At 45.8% G+C, this 20359-nt stretch carries 15 protein-coding genes and 1 riboswitch; of the genes, 6 read left to right on the forward strand and 9 right to left on the reverse strand.

The genetic code is table 11. From position 1 onward, the window contains the following. Positions 1 to 131 precede the first annotated feature (131 nt). Entirely contained in the window at positions 132 to 1505 is a 1374-nt protein-coding gene (locus tag HMPREF0083_RS17030) for a dipeptidase (protein WP_021622853.1), read from the forward strand. Positions 1506 to 1641: 136 nt separating this feature from the next. Here the strand turns inward: HMPREF0083_RS17030 and HMPREF0083_RS17035 are convergent, their stop codons facing one another. The 6 genes from HMPREF0083_RS17035 to HMPREF0083_RS17060 all read right to left on the reverse strand — a co-directional run bounded on the left by HMPREF0083_RS17035 (position 1642) and on the right by HMPREF0083_RS17060 (position 10599). Next, entirely contained in the window at positions 1642 to 3510 is a 1869-nt protein-coding gene (locus tag HMPREF0083_RS17035; protein WP_021622855.1) for a bifunctional homocysteine S-methyltransferase/methylenetetrahydrofolate reductase, read from the reverse strand. Between the two features lie 16 nt (positions 3511 to 3526). Further along, positions 3527 to 6985, reverse strand: a complete 3459-nt coding sequence (gene metH / locus HMPREF0083_RS17040) for a methionine synthase (protein WP_021622856.1) — start codon at positions 6983 to 6985, stop codon at positions 3527 to 3529. A 115-nt stretch (positions 6986 to 7100) separates the two neighbouring features. Then, positions 7101 to 7207: riboswitch (SAM riboswitch) on the reverse strand. 70 nt (positions 7208 to 7277) lie between these two features. Further along, on the reverse strand, positions 7278 to 8360 hold the full coding sequence (locus tag HMPREF0083_RS17045; protein ID WP_040303339.1) for an HD-GYP domain-containing protein: 1083 nt from the start codon (positions 8358 to 8360) through the stop codon (positions 7278 to 7280). Positions 8361 to 8633: 273 nt separating this feature from the next. After that, entirely contained in the window at positions 8634 to 9464 is an 831-nt protein-coding gene (locus HMPREF0083_RS17050; protein WP_021622858.1) for an EamA family transporter, read from the reverse strand. A gap of 46 nt (positions 9465 to 9510) precedes the next feature. Further along, positions 9511 to 9822 (reverse strand): hypothetical protein, encoded by a 312-nt coding sequence (locus tag HMPREF0083_RS17055; RefSeq protein ID WP_021622859.1) that lies wholly within the window; start codon positions 9820 to 9822, stop codon positions 9511 to 9513. Positions 9823 to 9849: 27 nt separating this feature from the next. Beyond that, positions 9850 to 10599: an IclR family transcriptional regulator gene (locus HMPREF0083_RS17060; RefSeq protein WP_040303342.1), complete on the reverse strand. Its 750-nt coding sequence runs from the start codon at positions 10597 to 10599 to the stop codon at positions 9850 to 9852. Positions 10600 to 10827: 228 nt separating this feature from the next. Between HMPREF0083_RS17060 and acnA the strand changes: the two genes are divergently transcribed. Next, positions 10828 to 13554 carry an aconitate hydratase AcnA gene (acnA, locus tag HMPREF0083_RS17065; RefSeq protein ID WP_040303345.1) on the forward strand — a complete coding sequence of 909 codons (2727 nt, stop codon included), beginning with the start codon at positions 10828 to 10830 and terminating at the stop codon, positions 13552 to 13554. Between the two features lie 148 nt (positions 13555 to 13702). On the opposite strand, the gene HMPREF0083_RS17070 is transcribed toward acnA, so the two are convergent. Continuing rightward, a complete protein-coding gene (locus HMPREF0083_RS17070) occupies positions 13703 to 14182 on the reverse strand; it encodes a hypothetical protein (protein ID WP_051354699.1) in 480 nt (159 codons plus the stop codon). Between the two features lie 96 nt (positions 14183 to 14278). On the opposite strand from HMPREF0083_RS17070, the gene HMPREF0083_RS17075 reads away from it, so the two are divergent. Together HMPREF0083_RS17075 and HMPREF0083_RS30185 are read left to right on the forward strand one after the other, a co-directional pair. Further along, complete coding sequence (locus HMPREF0083_RS17075; protein WP_021622863.1) at positions 14279 to 15259, forward strand: NAD(P)H-quinone oxidoreductase; 981 nt, start codon at positions 14279 to 14281, stop codon at positions 15257 to 15259. A gap of 280 nt (positions 15260 to 15539) precedes the next feature. Beyond that, positions 15540 to 15992, forward strand: a complete 453-nt coding sequence (locus HMPREF0083_RS30185; protein ID WP_021622864.1) for a PilZ domain-containing protein — start codon at positions 15540 to 15542, stop codon at positions 15990 to 15992. Positions 15993 to 16039: 47 nt separating this feature from the next. On the opposite strand, the gene HMPREF0083_RS17080 is transcribed toward HMPREF0083_RS30185, so the two are convergent. After that, positions 16040 to 17479: an NAD-dependent malic enzyme gene (locus tag HMPREF0083_RS17080; RefSeq protein ID WP_021622865.1), complete on the reverse strand. Its 1440-nt coding sequence runs from the start codon at positions 17477 to 17479 to the stop codon at positions 16040 to 16042. Positions 17480 to 17665: 186 nt separating this feature from the next. After that, on the reverse strand, positions 17666 to 17878 hold the full coding sequence (locus tag HMPREF0083_RS17085) for a hypothetical protein (protein ID WP_021622866.1): 213 nt from the start codon (positions 17876 to 17878) through the stop codon (positions 17666 to 17668). A 389-nt stretch (positions 17879 to 18267) separates the two neighbouring features. On the opposite strand from HMPREF0083_RS17085, the gene dapD reads away from it, so the two are divergent. Together dapD and HMPREF0083_RS17095 are read left to right on the forward strand one after the other, a co-directional pair. Beyond that, positions 18268 to 18978, forward strand: coding sequence for a 2,3,4,5-tetrahydropyridine-2,6-dicarboxylate N-acetyltransferase (dapD, locus tag HMPREF0083_RS17090; RefSeq protein WP_040303371.1), 711 nt, complete (start codon positions 18268 to 18270; stop codon positions 18976 to 18978). 150 nt (positions 18979 to 19128) lie between these two features. Next, entirely contained in the window at positions 19129 to 20253 is a 1125-nt protein-coding gene (locus tag HMPREF0083_RS17095) for an N-acetyldiaminopimelate deacetylase (protein ID WP_370951501.1), read from the forward strand. The last annotated feature ends 106 nt before the right edge of the window (positions 20254 to 20359 follow it).

Consider the following 20359-nt stretch of genomic DNA (forward strand, 5'->3'; position numbering starts at 1 on the left):
GGACACCTCCCTTTTTCTATTAGGATTCCACTTCGCTTCCTTTTGCATGCTTTGAAAAATCGGCAAGCATGTACTAAGCTAAATACATGACAGTTCGCAAAAAATAATGATAAAGGGAAGGATGAGCAGGCATGGATAACGCCTATCGTACCCACTTGAAAAATCACCGCGATACCCATCTGAAAGAAATGAAGGAATTATTGAGCATTCCAAGCATTAGTGCACTTTCCGCCAATAAGCCGGATATTAAGCGTGCGGCAAAATGGCTTGTGGATGCTTTACAAGCAGCTGGACTGGAAAACGTAAAAATGATGCCAACCGAAGGCAATCCAATCGTATACGCTGACTGGCTGCATGCAGATAACGATATTACGGCACTCGTATACGGACATTATGATGTACAGCCTGTCGATCCGCTTGAATTATGGCAGACACCGCCGTTTGAACCTAATATTCGAGATGAAAAAATATACGCTCGCGGTGCGACTGATGACAAAGGTCAAATTTTCATGCATATTAAAGCCGTGGAAGCGCTGCTGAAAACAGAGGGCAAGCTACCAGTCAATATAAAATTCTGTATTGAAGGGGAAGAAGAGGTAGGCAGTCCATCACTGGAGCCATTCGTGGAACAACATAAGGATCTGCTGGCGGCAGATGTGCTTGTCATCTCCGATACACCTATGCTGGAAAAAGGTAAACCGGCGATTTGCTACGGCCTACGGGGATTATGTGCAATGCAGATTGATGTAAAAGCAGCAAACGGAGATTTACACTCCGGCATTTACGGCGGCGGGGTCGCCAATCCTTTACACGCTCTTGCAGCCATTCTTACTTCCATGCATGACGAAAAAGGAAGAGTAGCAGTCGAAGGATTCTATGACAAGGTGCAACCGCTCACGGATGAGGAAAGGCAGGCATTTCAGGACTTGCACTACGATGAGGAGGCGCTTAAAAAAGCGTTGAATGTAAACGAGCTGTATGGCGAAGCTGGCTATAGCTTTTTAGAGCGCACCTGGTGCCGACCTACACTGGAGATTAACGGCATGTACGGTGGCTTCCAGGGTGAGGGCATCAAAACGGTATTGCCTTCTAAGGCACATGCCAAGCTATCCTGCCGCCTGGTCGCCGATCAGGACCCGAAAGAAATCCAGGATATAATTGAGAAGCACATACAGGAACATACACCACCGGGCGTCAAAGTCAACATTACCCGTATGGATACTGGCCGCCCGTTCCAAACCCCGTACGACCATCCTTTCATTCAGGCCGCCATGCGCGCGTATGAGAAAGCATACGAAGCAACGCCTGCACTAACGAGAATGGGCGGATCTATTCCTATCGTGGAAGGCTTCGGCCGTCTGCTGAATGTGCCGGTCGTATTAATGGGCTTCGGTCTGCCGGGTGAGAATTTTCATGCGCCAAATGAACACTTCCATCTTGAAAACTTCGACAAAGGACTCTTGACCATTTGCGAATACTTAAAAGAACTCGCACAAACTAAATGAAAATAAACATCAGCAAAAAAGTCAGTACGCAGCACGTGCTGACTTTTGATACATCATTCCTTCCGCTAGCATTTCGGATAGCTTGTTTTCCCTGCTAAAAAAGCGGAGATACGGACCGGGCCGCTCTCCGCTTTTTTTACTTTTGAATCGATAATTTAACATCAGATTGCTTGCGTATATATCTCGTTAATTCCGCTGTCATCTGATAATAGAAGAACGGTGTAATTAAATAAATGCCTTTGAAGCGCTCCATCGCCATATCAACTAACTCCCGGGCAATCGATACACCTTCGTGACGAGCTTCCTCCCCAGGCTCATATTGACGCATCCGCTCCCGCGCTTCATCAGAAAGCTTAATACCCGGCACTTCATTATGCAGAAATTCTGCATTTCGTGAACTGGTCAATGGCATAATTCCAATAAAAATCGGGATATTCAGATGCTTCGTTCCTTCATAAATCTGTTCTATTATCTCCCGATCATATACCGGTTGCGTCATAATATAGTCGGCACCGGCCTCTACCTTCTTCTCCAAACGACGCAGCGCTGCATCAAATTGGCGTACATGCGGATTAAATGCCGCACCTACCACGAAATTCGCTCGCTGCTTAAGCGGCTTTCCAGAGAATGAGTAACCTTCGTTCAGCTGCTTAATCATACGAATTAAATCAAAAGAAGAAACGTCGAATACAGAGCTTGCACCCGGCAAATCTCCGAACCTCGCCGGATCACCTGTAATAACCAGCACCTGATTAATCCCAAGTGCATGTAGCCCCATCAAGTGTGATTGCTGTCCGATTAGGTTACGGTCGCGGCAGGCGATATGCAGCAAAGGTTCGGCACTAAGTTTTGCCTTCATAATCGAACCAAGTGCCAGATTGCTCATGCGTGTCGTCGCCAAAGAGTTATCCGCTAGCGTAATCGCATCAGCACCTGCATTCCGTAGCTCTGCCGTTCCCTGCAGGAACTTCTCCGTGTCCAGGTCGCGCGGCGGATCCAGTTCAACAATTACAGTATGACGCTGTGTTACCGTATCTACAATTCCCTTCGGTCGCACTGGAGGAACAACACGGATCGGGATCGGCTCTTCTTCCATTTGTACTTCAGGGTTTACCCGTGGAAGCGGCTCACGCTCTGCAAGCACCTGTGCCATCATGCGAATATGTTCAGGCGTTGTTCCGCAGCAGCCACCGATAAGACGCGCGCCTTGAGCACGGAAACGCAGCGCACTATCCCCAAAATATTGCGGGACTGAAGCATATGAATATTCGCCATCTGACATCGCAAGCCGACCTGCATTCGGAAAGACCGATAACGGGGTATCTCCCGGCACAACCGCACCCTCAATCGAACGCAGAACTTCCGCTGGACCCATCCGGCAGTTCAGACCAACTATATCGGCTCCAGCTTTTACAAGCTCTGCGAATGCCCGGGTCAGCGTATGACCGTCACGTGTCCGCCCGACTTCAATCGTCGCAAGCTGGGCGATAATCGGCAAATCGGTTAGCGGACGAATGACATCAAGCGCCAACAGCAACTCATCTACATCAAGGAACGTCTCCAGAAGAATCGCATCAACATTTTCCAATAGCAGAGCTGAAGCCTGTTCCTCGTACTGATCTCCATACGTGGCCATCTGTTCGGTATTTCGCACCCGCCCCGCATTAATCGAACCTATACCGCCAACTACATACGCATCGCTTCCAACTGCCTGGCGGGCTACCTGCACCGCCGATCGGTTAATCTGCTGGACTTGCGTTTGCAGACCATGTCGTGACAATGCATCCCGATGCGCTCCGTATGTGTTAGTTTGTATAAATCGCGCTCCAGCTTCATAATACGAACGATGAACCGTACTAATAATCTCGGGATTCGATAAATTCAATTCTTCATAACAAACACCTATCGGAACACCCAAACGATAAAGCCATGTTGCCATTGCCCCATCGCCAATCAACAAATTATCCTTTAGATATGTTTTTAGATTTTTTTGTGGCATGACCATTCTCTCCTTCCTTCGTTCATTCCCCGACGTTGAAGTAGCGGGCTTCCGGATGGGAGAACACCAAGGCTGAAACAGAAGCTTCCGGCTCCATCATACAACCTTCGGTCAAATGTATGCCGATGTCTTCCGGTCCCAATAAATCAAATAGCGGCTTTTGATCTTCTAAATCCGGACAGGCCGGATAGCCAAACGATACACGAATCCCCTGATAACGAGCACCAAAACGTTCCAGCATTGTCATCTCAGCTGGATCAGGAAAGCCCCATGTATCCCGCAAAATATGGTGTACACGCTCCGCAAACGCTTCTGCCAATTCAAGCGCCAGTGCCTGTAATACGTGTGAACGCAGGTAATCGCCCCGCACTTTCCATTCCTCTGCTTTTTCGCGGACACCTTGGCCTGCGGTCACAACCAGAAATGCTACATAATCCATCACACCGCTTTCTGCTGGCTTCACGAAATCAGAAAGGCAAAGGTACGGTTCTTTTTTCTGACGCGGGAATGAGAATGTTTTAAGAATCTTACTATGATCATCCGGATCGTAGATATACATCTCATTTCCTTTGGATTGTGCCGGGAAAAAGCGATACATCCCATGTGCTTTTAGCAGTCCATTCTCCTTCGCTTCCACCAGCAATTCATCGACAATTTGTTTTAATTCGACCGTCTTGGAGTCACCCGCAGCCAGTAGCGCATCCACATTTCCACGTATGCCTAGGTGTTTGCCAAGCAACATACGCAAGTTCAAGTATGGCTGCAAATGTGCAAGTGGATAATCGCGCAGAATATGTCGTTCGAAATCCGGCGGCATAAACACCGGAGCATTTATACTTACAGAGGAGCGTTCCGGTACAGTCGAATCCTTCGATGCATCCACTATCTCTGTAGCTACAGCAACCTGCCGCTCCTCTTTTGCCTGGACAGCCGTTTTTTCCAGCTCATCCCTCAACTTCGGATTCATTAGTTTGTTAGCCATGTCTAATCCGTTCATTGCGTCTTTAGAATAAAGCACAAGACCGTCATATTCCGGTGCAATACGGTTATCAGTAAATTTACGAGTCAGCGCTGCCCCACCGACCAGTATGGGCACATCAATACCGACGGCTTTTAGGTCCTGGGCCGTCGTTACCATCTGCTGTGCAGATTTGACAAGCAGACCGGACAGGCCAATAATATCGGGCATTTCCTTGCGACAAGCGTCAATCAACTGCTCTGGAGGAACCTTGATGCCCAGATTGACGATTTTGTAGCCATTGTTACCAAGGATAATTTCCACAAGGTTTTTTCCGATATCATGCACATCCCCTTTCACCGTAGCTAGCATCACCGTGCCTTTGGCAGCTGTCTCCGATTTCTCCATACGCGGCTCTAGATAGGCGACCGCAGCTTTCATCACTTCCGCGCTCTGCAGCACCTCGGCAACGATAAGCTGGTTGTCATTAAACAGTTTTCCGACCTTATCCATCCCTGTCATAAGCGGTCCGTTGATAATATCAAGCGGAGCATATTTTGCAAGCGCTTCTTCCAAATCCGGGATAAGTCCTTCCTTCGTTCCCTCAACTACATAATGGGCTAGCCGTTCTTCTAAAGTCAGGCTAGAAGCCTCTTCAACGTTCTCTACTTTTTTCTCACGATAAAATGCTGTAAATTCCGCCAACGTTTCGTCAGTTGTATCGAACAACAGAGCCTCTGCCATCTTGCGCTCCTGCTCTGGAATAGAAGCAAAACGTTGCAATTTTTCCGTATTGACAATGGCATAATCAAGGCCAGCTTTCGTACAGTGATATAAATACACCGCGTTCAGCACTTCCCGACCGGTTGCAGGCAGGCCGAACGATACGTTACTCACGCCGAGAATCGTCTGGCATTCAGGGAGCTTTTCTTTAATTAACCGAATGCCTTCTACCGTTTCTTTTGCTGATCCGATATACGCTTCATCCCCTGTACCTACCGGGAATACTAGCGGGTCAAAAATTAAATCCCGTGGAGAAAGGCCATACTTGCCTACAAGCAGCTCATACGAACGCTCCGCAACTTCAAGCTTCCTCTCTCTTGTAACAGCCATTCCTTGTTCATCAATCGTACCAACAACAACCGCACCGCCAAATTTTCGGAGCAATGGAGCTACTTCCGCAAAACGCTCCTCACCATCTTCGAGGTTAATAGAGTTAATAATCGCCTTCCCCTGTGAATATTTTAAAGCCAGTGCAATAACCTTCGGATCAGTGGAATCAATCATAAGCGGCACCTTCACCTTGCGCACGACAAACTGCAAGAAGGCTTCCATATCCTGCATTTCATCACGGTCAGGATCGGCAAGACAAACATCGATGATATGGGCTCCACGCTTTACCTGAGCACGTGCAATTTCTGATGCTTCTTCATACTTTCCTGATTTAATAAGGTCACGGAATTTTTTTGATCCGATAACGTTCGTACGTTCGCCTACCATAAGCGGCCTATTATCCTGCTCAAGATATACGGGTTCAATACCTGATACAGCATGCGTATGCAGTCCTTGTGCCTGACGCGGCTTATATTCTTTCAGCTTCTCTGCAATGGCTCTAATATGATCAGGTGTTGTTCCACAGCAGCCGCCCGCTACATTAATCCATCCTTGCTCAGCGAAGCCAGCCAGCTTTGTTGCCAGCGCCTGAGGCGATTCATGGTAATGTCCATCCTCATCCGGCAGCCCCGCATTCGGATAGCAACTGACCGCACAGCCAGCCATACCGGATAGCGTGCGAATATGATCGCGCATAAACTCCGGGCCCGTTGCACAGTTCAGGCCCATAGAAATTGGCTGCAAATGTTCAAGCGATATATAAAAAGCTTCAATATTTTGGCCTGCAAGCGTTGTTCCCATTGGTTCAATCGTACCGGAAATCATAACCGGAACTTTATAGCCAAGCTTTTCAAAAGCACGTTGGATACCGATGCCACCCGCTTTAACATTCAACGTATCCTGTACCGTTTCAAGCAATAGAACATCTACGCCCCCTTCAATTAACGCCAGCGCCTGTTCATAATACGATTCAACCAATTCCTCAAATGTGACACCGCCGGTTACTGACAACGTTTTGGTGGTCGGACCAATGGCACCCGCTGCATAGCGAGGCCATTCTGATGTTGAATATTTGTCGACTGCTTCGCGTGCCAGCTTGGCGGCAATCAGATTAATCTCCCTCGCCCGCTCCGGTATATCATACTCAGCCAGCACAATCGATGTCGCGCCGAACGTATTTGTTTCTATAATATCGGCACCTGCCTCCAGGTACGTCTCATGAATACCGCGAATTACGTCAGGCCGTGTCAGATTCAATATCTCGTTGCAGCCTTCATACTGCTCACCGCCGAAGTCAACCGGACCAAGGTTTTCTTGCTGCAACATCGTTCCCATCGCTCCGTCAATAATCAGGATCTTATTTTTTAGCTGATTTTCTATCGGCAGCTTTTTTATCGCTGTTTCATTCATTGCAAGCGTCCCCTTTCCATTTCCCAATTTAAAAGAAAATACATACCACTTTCTTATCCATTAAAAAAGACCTCCTGAAAGAAGGAGGTCTCTGAGTTCGGTCAAAGAACGGGCATCCTTATCTTTCAGGATAGAAATCCTGCTGGAATTGGCACCGTATATGAATACATACCGGTTGCCGGGCGTCATCGGGCCAGTCCCTCAGCCTGCTCTTGATAAGAAACAAATATAGTTTTCATTTTTCTCATTATTAAACAATGCAGAAAAAGAGTCAATAGTTAATTTACAAGGATTAAATCGTTTTTGTAATAACAATATTATTATGATTTTGTAAATCTATCTCATACGGAGAACTTAGGGCGGTGCCGTCACGCTCCTGAATGATGCGTACTATCGGCCTGTGAACAGCCTTCGGATCAACATGGGAAACGACCCCAACTTGTCCGGTATTTAGCACAACGGTAGACGCCACTGGATATACAGCAACATACTTAACGAAAAGACGTACCAGGTCCAGATCAAATAATGCATTTCCGGAGGCAAATAAATATTCCGTCGCTTCATTCGGCGTATAATGCTGGCGATAGGAGCGATGCGATGTGAGGGCGTCATATACATCGGCTATACTGACAATCTGAGCATATTCATGAATTTGCTTATTCTCCAATTTGCGAGGGTACCCTGTCCCGTTATACCGTTCGTGATGCTGCAACGCACAATGCGCAGACAACAACGAGATATCATATTGATAGCGCAGAAGATTAAAACCATCTTGCGTATGGTTCTCAATCCTCGCACGCTCCTCTGGATTAAGGGCTCCCTTCTTGTTCCACAGATCCTTAGGCATCATGGTCATGCCGATATCGAACAACAACGCGCCCACTCCCAGCTCGAGCAATTGATTGCGATTATACCCCTTAGCCAAGCCTATAATTCCCGCAAGTACAGCTACGTTAACCGAGTGATGGAACAAATACCCATCAAGCGAATGAAGGTTAACCAGGTTGACAAGCACCTCTTTTCTACCGCTTAAATCCCCGATAATATCGCCGAATACATTTCGAAACTCTTTTCCCATATCCGGCACAGCCATCCTCCCTTTTACCTTTGGCTGGTCCATAAGGCCGGTCATTGTCTTATATACGGTCTCTACCGCTTTGCGCCGCGTTATATCATTAATAACATCCTCCGGTACAATATCATCCGTATTTTTATCCTCAATATAAACAGTATCAATTCCCATACTTTTTAGACGATCGATATAACGCTGGTTCAATTCAAGACCTATACCTAAAAGAATATGACCTGTTTCCGAAAGAATTGTCCTTGCTATTTTATCTCCTGGCTTTACAGAGCCGATGTGCATCTTTTTCACAAGTGAACCCTACTTTCCTGGTCTTTTCTTTATCAATTAAAACTTCCATCAGCGGGGAGCTTGCTGCCCATTGGACCGGGATAATTGCCCCCCTTTAAATTGTAGCACAGGACATCAGATTCATTACTAAAAACATAAAAAAAATTCTTTCTTTGGCAGTAAAACCTGATTTTTTTTGATGATTAGTTACTCTTATACTATGCATTTTATATATAGTTTGTTTAAAAAAGTCACCCCTGCCTAACAAGGGTGACTTTTGACTCATCGATCATGCTATATCTTTGTCAGAACCAAACCGAGCAAGGCTGTGCATATGCCACATATTTGGTACAGCTTTAGTCTCTCTTTAAATAAATAACACCCGGCCAATACGACAACCAAACAATTCAAGCTGACAACCGGGAAAACAATACTGGCCACACCGGTCTTAAGCGCATAGAAGTAACAACTGAAGCCAACCGTGCTCAGGATACCTACCAGCGCGCCAATTTTAGCTTCCTGCAATCGGACCCGTTCCCGACCCATCCAGATAGCCAGATACAGGCTACCTCCTCCATACATTGCCGCGAGCATATCCATCGAGCTAATCTGTAAGTAGGAAGACTGCTTCATGAGTACACCGAGTAAACCAAAGGAGAAGAACGCAAACACCACACGGCCAAGCCAAGGCAAATATTCCGTATTGCTCTTCGTTCCCGGTGTATATTGTATGACTACAGCAGAACCCATCATGCATAAAATTCCAAGCCAGTGTAGAAAAGGAATCTGCTCATGGAAAATGACACCAGCAGCCAAGACAGGAAAAATCGCATTTGCCGCAATCAGCGGAGATGTTAAACTGGCTGGCCCTTTTTCAAAAGCACGCGACATCTGGATATTGCCGTTCGCATTTAATACACCGATGATGCCTCCAAGCACAATAGAGGTAAAATTGGGATGAAGCGAATGAGACATTATTCCTGCGCTCATAATAATCAAGAAAGCCGCAAAATAAAAGAAAAATTGAATGTTAATTTTCGACAGTCCCCGGGAGGTGCCCCACTTAAAAATCGTATTATTGAGTCCAAAACATCCCGCCGTGATTAATGCCGCTAAAAGCCACATGATACGTTACCTTCTTTACGCGTAAAATAATTCTTGTTGTCCTATCCTATTGTTCATCAAATTCCGCCAACAAAACTTCATATGTACATATCTCGCCGCCTGCCGGACAGCGAACATTTACTTTGGTTCGCTCATCATCCACAGACGCAAGCTGCACCACAATGCTCTGCTTTTCATCTACCTGACCACACACGTTAAGCAACCATGCTAAAGCTTCTTCCGTAAGCGGCAAACCAACAATTTCTCCGCCAGCTACCGGCACATGAAGCAATTTCTTATTATCCACAAACCCGCGAACCGAATCCAGCAATACTTCTATCTGCAAAGGTGTTAGGGAAAGTTCATATGTCTTTTCCATAAACAGCCTCCTTTCCTGTGTCCTTTTTTATTTTAACATGCTTCCCATACGTTTCGCTGCTACCATGACATAGGGAAGATTATCCTTCATCCTCTCCAGCGTGAGCCGATTAGACGGTCCCGACACTGATAAAGCGGCTACCAAATGTCCCCTGCGATTAAATAACGGAACAGCCACCGCTGCAGCTCCCTGCTCACGTTCCTCCGAGCTGGTTGCATACCCATGTCTGCGAATTTCTTCTAGTTGTTCCATATACATCTGTTTATCAACAAAAGAAGGCCAGGATGGATCGGACAGAATTTCTTTTTGAATTTCCGGTGGCGCATATGCTACTAGCACTTTACTCGAAGCACCTACTGAAAGTGGCAGATGCGCTCCAATCGGAGCTACCCTGCGAATGGTTTCATTGCTCTCTACTGCTTGTATGCGGATGCGTTCGTTCTCATTGCGGACGTATAAGCTAATCGTCTCTCCTACCAGATCCCTGAGCCGGACCATCTCCGGCAATAGAATCGTTCCCGGATCGCCCCCTTGAGGAAGATTTGCCGATAGCTGCCAGACCCGAAACCCGAGCTGATATTTTTCTGTATCCGGATTACGAGCAAGAAACCCCTTGTTCTCCAGCGATCCCAGCAGCCGATACACGGTGCTTTTGTTCAATCCTACTTTATGGGAAATTTCAGTAAGCGTTAGCTCTTTTTCATCAATAAAACACAACAGAATATCCATGGCACGATCGACTGCCCGAACGGTCATTTTATTATCGGAAGACTCCATTCTTCTGTTCACCTTCCTATTTACGATAAGTTTCATTTAGCGAAACTGTGTTGCAATATGTGACATTATAACGTATTACCATTTATTTCGTAAACTATCATCACTCATTCGAAAAAAATTGTAAAAATGTATGTACGTTATACAAAAAAAGCGATATAATGTTATCGAAAACAGAAACGCAGTTTCACTTGATGAAACCGTTAATGAAACACGAAGGAGGTCTTCAACTTGGCAAAGAAAGATAACTTCTCTGTACGTTCATCTTTGCAAGTGGGCGACAAAAACTATGCCTACTATTCCCTTAAAGCTTTGGAAGATAAAGGACTTGGTCCGATTTCTAAACTTCCTTTCTCCATTAAAGTTCTGCTTGAAGCGGCAGTACGTCAATTCGATGGCGTAGCAATTACGGAAGACCATGTGAAAAAAATTGCCACTTGGACGGAAGAGCGTGATCCGAATCAAGAAATTCCGTTTACACCTGCCCGTATCGTATTACAAGACTTCACCGGCGTACCGGCGGTTGTTGACCTTGCTGCTATGCGTCTGGCAATGAAAGAAATGGGCGGTAATCCTGAGCGCATCAACCCGCTCGTTCCGGTTGACCTCGTTATCGACCACTCTGTTATGGTAGATGACTTCGGTAACCCGAACGCCCTGCAAAATAATATGGACCTCGAATTCGAGCGCAATGCAGAACGTTATCGTTTCCTGCGTTGGGCACAGACAGCGTTCAATAACTTCCGTGCCGTTCCTCCGGCAACTGGTATCGTTCACCAGGTAAACCTGGAGTACCTGGCATCTGTTGCGGCTACAAAAGAAGTAGACGGTCAGCTTGAAGTATTCCCGGATTCCCTTGTTGGTACCGACTCTCACACTACCATGATTAACGGCTTGGGCGTTGTCGGCTGGGGTGTTGGCGGTATCGAAGCGGAAGCAGGTATGCTTGGTCAACCTTTGTATTTCGTAACACCTGAAGTTGTCGGCTTTAAACTGACAGGTACACTGCCAGAAGGCGCAACAGCGACTGACCTTGCACTAACAGTAACCAACATTCTCCGTAAGAAAGGCGTAGTTGGCAAATTTGTCGAATTCTATGGCCCTGGCCTGAGCAATATCAGCCTGGCGGACCGCGCAACTGTTGCTAACATGGCCCCTGAATACGGTGCAACAATCGGCTTCTTCCCGGTTGATGAAGAAACTCTGACCTTCCTGCGTGCAACAGGCCGTAGCGAAGAGCAAGTGGCACTTGTTAAAGCATACTACCAAGAACAAGGTATCTTCCGTACAGACGATACTCCGGACCCTGTGTTCTCTGAAACACTGGAACTCGACCTCGGCTCTATCGTTCCTACTCTCGCAGGTCCAAAACGTCCGCAAGACCGTATCGAACTGACTGCTATGAAGGAAGCATTCAACGATGCGCTGCGCACCCCGATCGATAAAGGCGGTTTCGGTCTTGATGATGCGCAAATCGGCAAAAAAGTTTCCGTTACACATAAAAACGGCAAAACATCTGAGTTTGGTACTGGTGCGGTTGTTATTGCAGCAATTACTAGCTGTACGAACACTTCCAACCCAAGCGTAATGCTGGGTGCGGGCCTTGTGGCAAAGAAAGCCGTTGAAAAAGGATTAGTAAAGCCTGAGTATGTAAAATCCAGCTTAACTCCAGGTTCCCGTGTTGTTGCACAATATCTGGAAAAGGCCAACTTATTAACATCGCTTGAGAAGCTTGGCTTCTATATCGCGGGCTATGGCTGTGCGACTTGTATCGGTAACAGCGGTCCACTGCCGGAAGAAGTGGGTAATGCGATCGCAGAAAACGATTTAACGGTAACATCTGTTCTGTCCGGTAACCGGAACTTCGAAGGTCGTGTACATGCACAGGTGAAAGCAAACTACCTTGCTTCTCCTCCGCTTGTTGTCGCATATGCACTAGCAGGTACAGTAGATATCGATTTGACAACCGAACCAATCGGTACAGGCAAAGACGGTCAACCTGTATATCTGAAAGACATCTGGCCGACGAACGAAGAAATCCGTGAAGCTATCAATGCAGCAGTGAAGCCGGAAATGTTCGAAGAAGAATACGGAAATGTATTTACAGCTAATCCGCGCTGGAACGAAATCGACTTCCCAGAAGGACAGCTGTATGAGTGGGATGCAAAATCCACTTATATCGCACATCCGCCATTCTTCTCCGGTCTCGGTGCCGAAGCTGGAAAAATCGAAGAAATCATGGGTGCGAAGACTCTGGCTCTGCTTGGCGATTCCGTAACAACGGATCACATCTCACCTGCGGGTAACATCGCTCCTGCTAGCCCGGCTGGCGTATATCTGGCTGAGCATGGCGTAGAACGCAAAGACTTTAACTCTTATGGTTCTCGTCGTGGTAACCATGAAATTATGATGCGCGGTACATTTGCAAACATTCGTATCCGCAACAAAATGGCTCCAGGTACAGAAGGTGGAGTAACTACTTACCTACCAACTGGCGAAGTAATGCCAATCTACGATGCAGCCATGAAATATCAAGAATCCGGCACTCCGCTGGTCGTTATTGCCGGCAAAGAGTACGGTACAGGAAGCTCCCGTGACTGGGCTGCCAAAGGAACATTCCTTCTGGGCGTCAAAGCGGTTATCGCCGAGAGCTTCGAGCGTATTCACCGCAGCAATCTGGTAGGCATGGGCGTGCTGCCATTGCAATTCGCTGATGGTACCAGCGCTGACAGCCTGGGTATTACAGGTAATGAAACCTTTGATATCCCTGAGTTGAATGACAATATCAAACCAGGTCAAACAATTAAAGTAACAGCAACTCGCCAAGACGGCACAACATTCGAATTCGATGTATGCGTTCGTCTGGACAGTGCGGTTGACATTAAGTACTACCGCAATGGCGGTATCCTGCAAACTGTTCTGCGTCAAATCGCCGCGGAAGCAAAAGCAAGCGTATAATCGAACAAAAAAGGAGGGCTTCCTTATGGAAAAGCCCTCCTTTTTATTTTGCTGGAATTCTGCCTTGCTCTCTCGATTGGTCAGTCACATAAATAACAATCATACGGCTTCGCCTTAATGATAGTATTCCCCCAGAAGGAAATTTTACTTACTCTTTATCGTCTAGCATATTATCGATCTGGTTAAGCAGCTTACGAATCGATTCATCATCGAATTTTTTCCCCTGTTTAAACGCGTCAAGCATTTCCGAGATTTCCCTTCCTTTTGTATCATCATCCAAATCCTTCGACAGGCCGGACGGATCAAACCACACATACGCATCCTTATCACTGCCGCGTAGATATGTTTTCGTCCACATCTCCGGATACGTATAATCCTGCCCGTCCAGAACAATAGCAAGGACATCATCTGTATCGACCGGGAGGAGGTGATCGAATACTTCTTCAATTCCCCCTTCCATTAAATTGAGGTGATGCTGGACATACCGGACATAGTGCTCACCTGTAACAGTATCTTTCCATAACGCATAATGCTCGTGCTCTTCTTTGCGTAAAGGTCGGACTTCTTCCAGTCTCTTTTCCAATTCTTCATGCAAGACGATTTGCGAGTTCTTCAGAGATGTATCCATTATTTCTCCGTCCTTTCCTTTATCTTCTCTCATACGATATCATAAGTAATAGCAGGCTTGTCATTTGAAATACACTTTTTGCAAGGAGGAAATGGCATGAAAGCTATACTCGTAGAAGAAAATACTCACCACCTATATATTGGGGAAACAGACGAACCTATTATGGGTGATGATGAATTGCTTGTTCGTATTCAAACAACTGCCCTGAACCGTGCAGATCTTCTCCAGAAACGCGGTCTTTATCCCCCACCCAAGGGCGCATCTAACATCATGGGCCTTGAGATGGCAGGCATCGTCGAAAGAACGGGTAAACATACAACAGGCTTCAAACCCGGTGATCGCGTCTGCGCCCTTCTGCCAGGCGGTGGATATGCAGAGAAAGTGACCATTCCAGCTGATATGGCCATTCGGATTCCAGATCACTTTTCATTCATAGAAGCAGCGGCAATTCCGGAGGTATTCTTAACGGCATATTTGAACCTGTTCTGGCTCGGTGGCCTAAGAAAGGATCATACTGTACTTATTCATGCAGGTGCCAGCGGGGTAGGCACAGCTGCCATCCAGCTGGTACGGGAAGCGGGAGGCACATCGATTGTAACAGCCGGAAGTGACGAGAAACGTAGAACATGCCTGAATTTAGGGGCCAGCCTGGCTATCGACTATAAGGAGGGCCCATTTGAACCGAAAGTCAAGGAAGCGACTAATGGACAAGGTGTAAACATCATTCTTGATTTTATCGGTGCCGCATACTGGGAACAAAACCTTTCCTGCCTGGCTATGGATGGAAGACTTATTATTATCGGTACAATGGGCGGCAGCAAAGCCCCTGAGCTTAATCTAGGTCAGCTTCTGAGCCGACGGCTACAAGTTATCGGTACAGCATTACGTTCTCGTTCCGTGAAAGATAAGATTGCACTAACGAAAGAATTTGTCAAGTTCGCTATGCCACGCTTTGCAGACGGACGACTGAAGCCAATCATTGATTCTGTATGGGATTTAGAACAAGTACAAGAGGCTCATACCTATATGGAAAATAACAAAAACACAGGGAAAATCATACTGCAAATTCAAAAATAGTTTCTCCCCTGAGGCTGACCCAGAAGGTTATTTAGCCTCAAACAAGATACAATATATAGGTTTCTTACTGTTTCCCATGCGTATATGCGGTATCGAAGAAGGGTGTCCCATCACTTTTGGGACACCTTCGGGTTGAGTTTATAAAACAAACTAAAAAACTGTATAAAAAGAATTTTGTCGTATATTCATTCAAACCATTTCTTTTATCCTAAAAAAAAGATATACTATTACCAGTCCCAAAGACATTTATTTTATAAAAAATGGGGAAACGGTGATAAGTGTGCGTCATTTCAACCGAAGAAAGGAAGAAAGACAACGATTCGAAATCCCTCTTTGTACTGAATTAACGATTAGCTCTATCAACCAAAAGACTGTTTCTTCCGGCAGGATAGAAATTTGCGTCAAGGACGTGTCGATTCATGGATTGCGCTTCGCCTCTTCTCTCCGCTTTCCAGTAAGCGAAAACCTCTTGTTAAAATTTCAGACCAGAATTATGGATAATCTTATTACTTTGACAGGAAAAATTGTTTGGCGTACCTCTTCTCCATTAAAGCCTTTCACTTATGAATATGGCGTCCAGCTTCTTCATGATGAATTTACTCATTCATTATTCACTAAATTGTATAACGATATGGGTATATGGCTCAAAAAAATACCTTTTGTTCCCGGATGCCGCTTCTGTAATACAGAAAGTTGTCCTCTATATCCTATACATAAACAGAGAACCAAATAAGAAACGCCTCGTTCTAAAGAAGCGAAGCGTTTTTCTGTAATTGTTTATCAGTCTACGATTTCCTTCTTACGTTTGTCACGTGGCACTTTACGGGCAACACCGGTTTTGATTGCCGCATCAACAACAGCATCCCGTACATTCTTCACAACCCGATCATTGAAGACACTCGGAATTATGTACTGTTCATTCAGTTCTTCCTCACTAATAATGGAAGCAATAGCGTGTGCTGCAGCGACTTTCATCTCTTCATTAATATCCGTCGCACGACAATCGAACGCACCGCGGAAAATACCCGGGAAGCATAGCACGTTATTAATCTGGTTTGGATAATCTGAACGGCCGGTAGCAAGAACACGCACGACATCAGCCGCCTCTTCCGGATCAATTTCCGGATTCGGGTTAGCCATAGCGAATACGATCGGCTCCTTTGCCATCGATTTCACCATTTCTTTGGATAGAATATTACCGCGTGATACGCCAATAAATACATCAGCATCTACTAGAGCATCCTTTAATTCACCCTGAATATTATTAGGGTTGGTAATGTTCGCAATTTCTTCCCACATCGGGTTTTCATACGTATCAGAACGAGACAGTATACCATCGCGATCTACACCAATGACCTGTTTGGCGCCGGCACTCAACAGGATTTTGGTGCAGGATATACCTGCGGCACCCATGCCGGTTACAACAATTTTGCTGTCTTTAATATCCTTGCCGACAATTTTCAGCGCATTCAACAAACCCGCCAGAATAACGACCGCTGTACCATGCTGATCGTCATGGAATACCGGAATATCTAAACGCTCGCGTAGCGCTTTTTCAATTTCAAAGCAACGCGGAGCCGAGATATCTTCCAGATTAATGCCGCCAAACGCAGGTGCCATACGCACAATCGTTTCGATAATTTCTTCCGTATCCTTCGTATCCAGACATATCGGAAACCCATCTACCTTTGCTAACTGCTTAAACAACATCGCTTTTCCTTCCATAACTGGCATCGCCGCATACGGACCGATATCACCGAGACCGAGCACTGCCGTACCATCGCTTACGATAGCAACTGTATTTCGTTTAATGGTCAGCTTGTATGCTTTAGACTGGTCCTTCGCAATCGCTTCACATACGTTAGCTACACCCGGTGTGTAGACACGGGACAAATCTTCCCGGTTTTGAATCGGGCGCTTGGCGCGCACTTCGATTTTTCCTCCGATATGACTCAGGAAGGTGCGGTCTGATACCGTAATAATTTCTGCACCCTCTAACGCCTCGATGTTGTTGATTACCTCATCAATTTGTGGTCTGCTTTTTGTATTGATTGTATAATCACGTACCGTAGCTTCATGGGATGACTGTACAACGTCCATTGCTACGATATCACCGTTCGCTTTACCTACCGCTGTCGCTATATCAACAAAATTTACTTTGTGTACGTCTAATTCCAGACGCAAAACGATACTTGTCCCTAAAGATGTAAATGGCTTCATAGTCTCCTCCTTTTTCCTGAAAACCTCTGTAAAAGCATCAGAATCGTAGACATATGTACAACTTTTTATTTTAACTGTAATAATAGAAAAAAGTGAAGCCCTAGCAGCCCTTTTGTAAAATTTCCCATCTTATCTTATAAGCAAAGACGGATAATTTATTGCAATACCACAACAAAATGCTTTTCGCTACCTTATATCTCCATGATCATTAATCGGATTCATACCGGCTTCTTCCGCTTCTTTTGCGAGTGAGTGTAGGCTATCTATAATGGAAGTCAAACGAACAACATGCTGTTGTACCTGACCGGGAGATTGTGCCTTTTCTTTCATACTTGTAGCGCATTCCACTAATTGGTCAGCGAGCCTATGTGTAAGTGTAATATCAAACGGTTGATGCATCTTCTTCACCTCATAATGATGTTTTTTATAGTATGGGAGAAATAATCAAAAGCATACTATCACGCCTGTTGATTATCCATAAGGTGGAAGAAAGAAGGTGCACGCGTCGGCGTGTTCCCTCGTCTTTCTCACGAGGAAGAGACACGGCCGCTTCCGTGAGGGAGACGAACCGACGCCCGTTTGGGGCACAGTGTGGTGGCGATCTCCTCTGGATTATACTGGATAATCAACACCCTTGGCATACTATGACTACATCCAGACGCAGAGCTTTTTTCCTTTACCCGTTTAACTCCCTAAAACAAGATGTTATAATGGAATGCAATGAGGAGATGACACTCCCATTGCATTTTGGATGCATGGAAACAGGTAGGAAAGGAGATAAAGGATTCATGAAAGAAATGAACGCACAAGAAATTATCGAATTTATCCAAAAAAGCGAGAAAAAGACACCGGTTAAAGTACATATTAAGGGAGATATTGAGGGCATCGATTTTGGAGCCAATACCAAATCGTTTATTACAGGAAATGTAGGGGTACTGTTCGGTGATTGGAAAGAAATTCAGGCTGCCCTTGAAGAAAATAAATCAAAAGTCGAAGATTATGTGGTAGAGAATGACCGTCGCAACTCTGCTATTCCGCTGCTGGACATGAAAAACATCCAGGCACGCATCGAGCCAGGTGCTATTATCCGCGACCAGGTCGAAATCGGTAACAACGCCGTAATTATGATGGGTGCATCCATTAATATTGGAGCAGTTATCGGCGAAGGTACAATGATCGACATGAATGTAGTCGTAGGCGGTCGCGGCACAATCGGAAAAAACTGCCATATCGGTGCAGGCTCGGTTATCGCAGGTGTTATCGAACCGCCTTCTGCACAGCCAGTTATCATCGAAGATGATGTAGTGGTTGGTGCGAATGCGGTCATCCTAGAAGGCGTGCGCGTGGGCAAAGGCTCTGTTGTCGCTGCCGGCGCAGTAGTCATTGAAGATGTTCCGTCGAACAGCGTAGTGGCGGGAACGCCTGCTCGCGTTATCAAAACAATCGACGAGAAAACAAAGTCCAAAACGGAAATCAAGCAAGAACTTCGTCAGCTGTAATGACAGCACAAAACCGGCGCTCGGCCAGGACAAACATCGGCCGTCTTCAGCGCCGTTTTTTCTTAATAAATACCCGTATGTTTTGTCAATTAATGAGCAACAATGCCCGCAATTTTTTCTTATATAGATGAGAGGTGAAGATTCATGCGTATAAACGCAAAGCCATTTGTTGAAATCCGGCGGGAGCTTCATAAAATTCCTGAACCCGGATTCGCTGAATTCAAGACACAACGCTTTCTGCTAGATTATCTAGCAACATTGCCACAGGAACGGATAAAAATCAAAACATGGCGAACCGGTATACTGGTGAAAATAAAAGGCTCAAATCCGAGCAAGCGCCTAGGATACCGTGCTGACATGGATGGACTTCCTATATCAGAAGAAACTTCCTATGAGTTCCGCTCAACCCATCCTGGTTTTATGCATGCCTGCGGTCATGACATGCATATGGCAATCGGTCTTGGCGTGCTAACCTACTTCGCCCATAATCAAGTAAAAGATGACTTGATTTTCATTTTTCAGCCTGCGGAAGAAGGACCGGGCGGTGCACAGCCGTTGCTTGCAAGCGAAGAATTCCAGGAATGGCGTCCGGATGCGATATTTGCCTTGCATATTGCACCGGAATATCCAGTTGGCACGGTCGCACTGAAGCCGGGCATTCTCTTTGCCAATACATCGGAGTTGTTTATTGATCTCATCGGCAAAGGAGGCCATGCCGCTTTCCCCCATACGGCAAACGATATGGTTATCGCGGCAGCTCATCTAGCGACACAGCTACAAAGCATCGTCTCGCGCAATATCGATCCACTTGATTCAGCAGTAATCACTATCGGTAAAATTGAAGGTGGTACCAAACAGAACATTATCGCTGAAAAAGCACGACTAGAAGGAACCATCCGTACGCTATCCATGGAATCAATGCAAAAAATCAAATCACGCATCGAAGCATTAGTCCGGGGTACAGAGGCCGGTTTTGAATGCAACGCGACTATTGATTACGGTTCCAATTACTGTCAGGTATATAATAATGAAGACCTGACCCGCGAGTTTATGAATTGGGTACAGGAACATAATACTGTCACCCTCATTGAGTGCAAGACAGCGATGACAGGCGAAGATTTTGGTTATTTCTTATCGGAAATTCCAGGCTTTCTATTCTGGCTTGGAGTCAATACACCGTATGGACTTCACCATGCTAAAATTGAACCGAATGAAGAGGCAATCGAGGTAGCGATTCAGGTACTTACGCAGTATCTTACATGGAAAACTTCATAAGCTTGATATTCGCATAAAAATAGCTTGCTGGCTTTTCTTCTCACTTGGATGATACTACAAATCAAGGAACTATCCAATCTGAAGCTTTCAATATTTTAGTACGTGG

Source organism: Aneurinibacillus aneurinilyticus ATCC 12856 (assembly GCF_000466385.1).
Lineage (GTDB): Bacteria > Bacillota > Bacilli > Aneurinibacillales > Aneurinibacillaceae > Aneurinibacillus > Aneurinibacillus aneurinilyticus.